Annotated in this window: 6 protein-coding genes; 4 read left to right on the plus strand and 2 right to left on the minus strand. The window is 61.0% G+C overall.

Going from position 1 to position 3,911, the window contains the following annotated elements; translation table 11 throughout:
• Together KBB36_RS20770 and KBB36_RS20775 are read left to right on the plus strand one after the other, a co-directional pair.
• On the plus strand, positions 1–491 hold a 491-nt coding region (locus KBB36_RS20770; protein WP_290985770.1), incomplete at its 5' end, for a protein-L-isoaspartate(D-aspartate) O-methyltransferase.
• 160 nt (positions 492–651) lie between these two features.
• Entirely contained in the window at positions 652–936 is a 285-nt protein-coding gene (locus KBB36_RS20775) for a GIY-YIG nuclease family protein (RefSeq protein WP_290985774.1), read from the plus strand.
• A gap of 91 nt (positions 937–1,027) precedes the next feature.
• Here KBB36_RS20775 and KBB36_RS20780 read toward each other — a convergent pair whose 3' ends face one another.
• Positions 1,028–2,209 (minus strand): acyl-CoA dehydrogenase, encoded by a 1,182-nt coding sequence (locus KBB36_RS20780; RefSeq protein ID WP_290985777.1) that lies wholly within the window; start codon positions 2,207–2,209, stop codon positions 1,028–1,030.
• A gap of 84 nt (positions 2,210–2,293) precedes the next feature.
• A complete protein-coding gene (locus tag KBB36_RS20785) occupies positions 2,294–2,692 on the minus strand; it encodes a RidA family protein (RefSeq protein WP_290985780.1) in 399 nt (132 codons plus the stop codon).
• Between the two features lie 128 nt (positions 2,693–2,820).
• Between KBB36_RS20785 and KBB36_RS20790 the strand changes: the two genes are divergently transcribed.
• Both KBB36_RS20790 and KBB36_RS20795 read left to right on the plus strand, forming a co-directional pair.
• The gene (locus KBB36_RS20790; RefSeq protein ID WP_290985783.1) at positions 2,821–3,033 is read left to right on the plus strand and encodes a hypothetical protein; all 213 of its coding nucleotides are present in this window, start codon (positions 2,821–2,823) and stop codon (positions 3,031–3,033) included.
• A 9-nt stretch (positions 3,034–3,042) separates the two neighbouring features.
• Positions 3,043–3,911: branched-chain amino acid ABC transporter permease LivH (locus tag KBB36_RS20795; protein ID WP_290985787.1), on the plus strand; the 869-nt coding region annotated here is incomplete at its 3' end.

Below are 3,911 nucleotides of genomic sequence, written 5' to 3' on the forward strand. Positions count from 1 at the left end.
CCCAGGGCCAGACCATCAGCCAGCCCTATGTGGTGGCCTTCATGACTGAAGCGCTGCAACTGACCGACCGCATGAAGGTGCTGGAAATCGGCACCGGCTCGGGCTACCAGACCGCCGTGCTGACCAGACTGTGCCGCCGTGTCTACACGATTGAGCGCTACCGCTCGCTGCTGTTGCAGGCCGAGCGCCGGCTGGCCGATCTCGACATCACCAATGTCACCGCCAAACTGGGCGATGGCAACAAGGGCTGGCCCGAGCAGATGCCGTTCGACCGCATCCTGGTGACAGCCGCCGCCGACAAAAGGCCCGACGCGCTGATCGATCAGCTATCGCCGCAGGGCGGCATCCTGGTGGCGCCGGTGGGCAATGCCGTGCTGGCCCAGGATGTGATCCGCTACACCCGCGACGGCCTGGATGTGCGCGAGGAAAAGCTGCTGCCGGTGCGCTTCGTGCCGCTCTTGCCCGGCATCGCGCGGGAAGCCTCGGGTTAGAGATCCTCAGCGCCGGCCTTACCCATCCTAACAATCGTCATGCGCGGACTTGATCCGCGCATCTCTCCTTGCAATATAAACCTTGGAAAATGAAAAACGAGATGCGCGGATCAAGTCCGCGCATGACGAGGGGGGGAGGCAGTAGCTTTCAATCTCAACCATGGCAGCCTGGGTCTACATTGTCACCAACAACCCGAGCGGTACTCTATATATCGGCGTAACGAGCAATATTGCGAAACGGGCGGCCGAGCATCGTGCCGGTACAATAGAAGGCTTTTCCAAACGCTACAATCTGAAACGGCTCGTGCATGTTGAGGAACACGCAACAATGCCGCTGGCCATTCAGCGCGATAAGACCCTGAAGCATTGGAGCCGGGCCTGGAAAATCGCACTCATAGAAAACACCAATCCTGATTGGCGTGATCTGTATTCGGAACTGATTTAGCGACGGAACAAGATCGCCGGGACAAGCCCGGCGATGACAACTTCAACATAGTTCTTCATGCGCGGACATGATCCGCACATCTTGCTCCAGCTTATGAAAACGCCTGGATGCCGGTGATGGCGCGGCCGAGGATCAGGGCGTGCACGTCATGGGTGCCTTCATAGGTGTTGACAGTTTCCAGGTTCACCATGTGGCGGATGACATGGAAATCCTCGTGGATGCCGTTGCCACCATGCATGTCGCGGGCGGTGCGGGCGATGTCCAGGGCTTTGCCGCAGGAATTGCGCTTGATCAGCGAGATCATTTCCGGCGCTGCCTTGTCTTCGTCCTTGAGCCGGCCGACGCGCAGGCAGGCTGCCAGCGCCAGGGCGATCTCGGTCTGCATGTTGGCGAGCTTGAGCTGCACCAATTGCGTGGCGGCGAGCGGACGGCCGAACTGTTTGCGATCCAGCGTATATTGTCGCGCCTGATGCCAGCAGGCTTCGGCGGCACCCATGGCGCCCCAGGCGATGCCGTAACGGGCATTGTTGAGGCACCCGAACGGCCCCTTGAGGCCCTGCACATTGGGCAGCCAGTTTTCATCCGGCACAAACACATCGTCCATCACGATTTCGCCGGTGATCGAGGCGCGCAAGGAAAGCTTGCCCTGGATCTTCGGCGCCGACAGGCCCTTCATGCCTTTTTCCAGCACAAAGCCGCGGATGATACCGTCTTCGGTCTTGGCCCACACCACAAAGACATCGGCGATCGGCGCGTTGGAAATCCACATCTTGTTGCCGGTCAGCTTGTAGCCGCCGGGCACCTTCACAGCGCGGGTCTTCATGCTGCCCGGATCGGAACCGGCATCGGGCTCGGTGAGGCCGAAACAGCCAATCCATTCGCCGCTGGCCAGCTTGGGCAGGTATTTCTGCCGCGTCTCTTCCGTGCCATAGGCATGGATCGGATGCATCACCAGGCTGGACTGCACGCTCATCATCGAACGGTAGCCGCTATCCACGCGCTCGACTTCGCGCGCGATCAGGCCGTAGGAGACATAATTGGTGCCGGCGCAGCCATAACCGTCGATGGTGGAGCCGAGCAGGCCCAATTCGCCCATCTCGCGGAAGATCGACGGATCGGTCTTTTCCTCGCGGAAGGCTTCCTTGACGCGCGGCAGCAGCTTGGCTTGGGCATAATCGCGCGCCGTGTCGCGCACCATGCGCTCTTCCTCGGTCAGCTCGGCATCAAGCAGCAGGGGGTCTTCCCAGGTGAAGGGGGCGAGGGTGTTGGCCATGGGTGATGTCCTCTCGAACTCTCGGATGGTTTGGGTTGTTCTGACTCGGCCGATACCGGCGGGCGCGGAGACTATACCAAGCGCTCATGCCTTGGAAGGAATGACCGCCACCGCCTCGATCTCCACCTTGGCGCGTGGCTCCAGCAGGCCGGCCACCTGCACCAGGGTGATGGCCGGGAAATGCCGGCCCAGCAGATCGCGCCAGGCCGGGCCGATCCGCTCGGCGGCGGCGCGATATTCGGCCAGGTCGGTGACATACCAGGCCATACGCACGATATGTTCGGGCCGCGCCCCGGCTTCGGCCAGTATACGGACGATATTGCGCAGGGCCTGACGCACCTGGTCGGCCAGGTCGTCGCTCTCAAACTGGCCCTGGCCGTTGCAGCCGAATTGCCCGGCAATATGCACGCTCTGGCCCTCGGCAAGCACACCATGGGCATAGCCTTTCGGCTTGGTCCATTCGGCAGGCTGTAGAATCCGCATCGTCTCCTCCGCTTTCCGGCTTATCTAATAGTCCGGATGCTGTGGCGGCAAGGGCGAGGGCGGAAACACCCATTGTAGGGGTACAATCGACTTGAGCCGCGTCGCCGAACAATGCTAACACGGTTGTCATGACAGGGACGCAAAGCGGCAAACCGGGCGACGAGGCTATCGTCGAATTTATCCGGGTTGGTTCTATGCTTAAGGTGGTGGCGGTGGATACCGCGACCGGCTTCGAGGTATCGATGATCGGCGATCCACGCAGCTCCAGCCAGGAGCTTGGTCGTCTGGCCTTGCAGAAGTTGCGCTATGCCCTCAATAAACGCCAACAACAGGCGAGGTGAGCCGAGGCCATGGAGTATTTCCTGCAACAGCTCATCAACGGCCTTACGCTTGGGGCGGTCTATGCCCTGATCGCCATCGGCTACACGATGGTCTACGGCATCATCGGCATGATCAATTTCGCCCATGGCGAAATCTACATGATCGGCGCCTTCATCGCCGTGATCACCTTTTCGATTCTAGGCTTGGTCGGTGTTACCTGGGTGCCGCTGGCGCTGCTGATCGTGCTGGCGGCATCGATGATCCTTACTGCGCTCTATGGCTGGACGGTGGAGCGCGTCGCCTACCGGCCGCTGCGCGGCTCATTCCGGCTGGCGCCGCTGATCTCCGCCATCGGCATGTCGATCTTTTTGCAGAATTACGTGCAGATCGCCCAGGGTGCCAAGATCAAGCCGCTGCAACCGATGATCCGGGGCGGCGTGGAATTGCTGCATGGCGATGGCTTCTCGGTGAATATGAGCTATTTGCAGATGATCATCATCGCGCTCACCGTCAGCCTGATGGCCGGCTTCACCTGGCTGATCGCCGCCACGCCGCTGGGCCGGGCGCAGCGCGCCACCGAGCAGGATCGCCTGATGGCCTCGCTGCTCGGCGTGAATACCGACCGCACCATCTCGCTCACCTTTGTGCTCGGCGCCGTGCTGGCTGCCGTGGCCGGTGTGATGGTGACGCTGTATTACGGCGTGGTGGATTTTTATATCGGCTTCCTGGCCGGGTTGAAGGCTTTCACTGCCGCCGTGCTGGGCGGCATCGGCAGCCTGCCGGGCGCCATGCTGGGCGGCCTGTTGATCGGGTTGATCGAGGCTTTCTGGTCGGCTTATTTCAGCATTGAATACAAGGATGTGGCAGCTTTCTCGATCCTGGTGATCGTGCTGATCTT

Source organism: Ferrovibrio sp., assembly GCF_017994015.1.
GTDB lineage: Bacteria > Pseudomonadota > Alphaproteobacteria > Ferrovibrionales > Ferrovibrionaceae > Ferrovibrio.

What these genes read in the sequence shown, in the direction of transcription:
- KBB36_RS20775 (WP_290985774.1), top strand. Translation starts at nt 652, where the DNA reads ATGGCAGCCTGGGTCTACATTGTCACCAACAACCCGAGCGGTACTCTA.
- KBB36_RS20780 (WP_290985777.1), bottom strand. Translation starts at nt 2,209, where the DNA reads ATGGCCAACACCCTCGCCCCCTTCACCTGGGAAGACCCCCTGCTGCTT.
- KBB36_RS20785 (WP_290985780.1), bottom strand. Translation starts at nt 2,692, where the DNA reads ATGCGGATTCTACAGCCTGCCGAATGGACCAAGCCGAAAGGCTATGCC.
- KBB36_RS20790 (WP_290985783.1), top strand. Translation starts at nt 2,821, where the DNA reads ATGACAGGGACGCAAAGCGGCAAACCGGGCGACGAGGCTATCGTCGAA.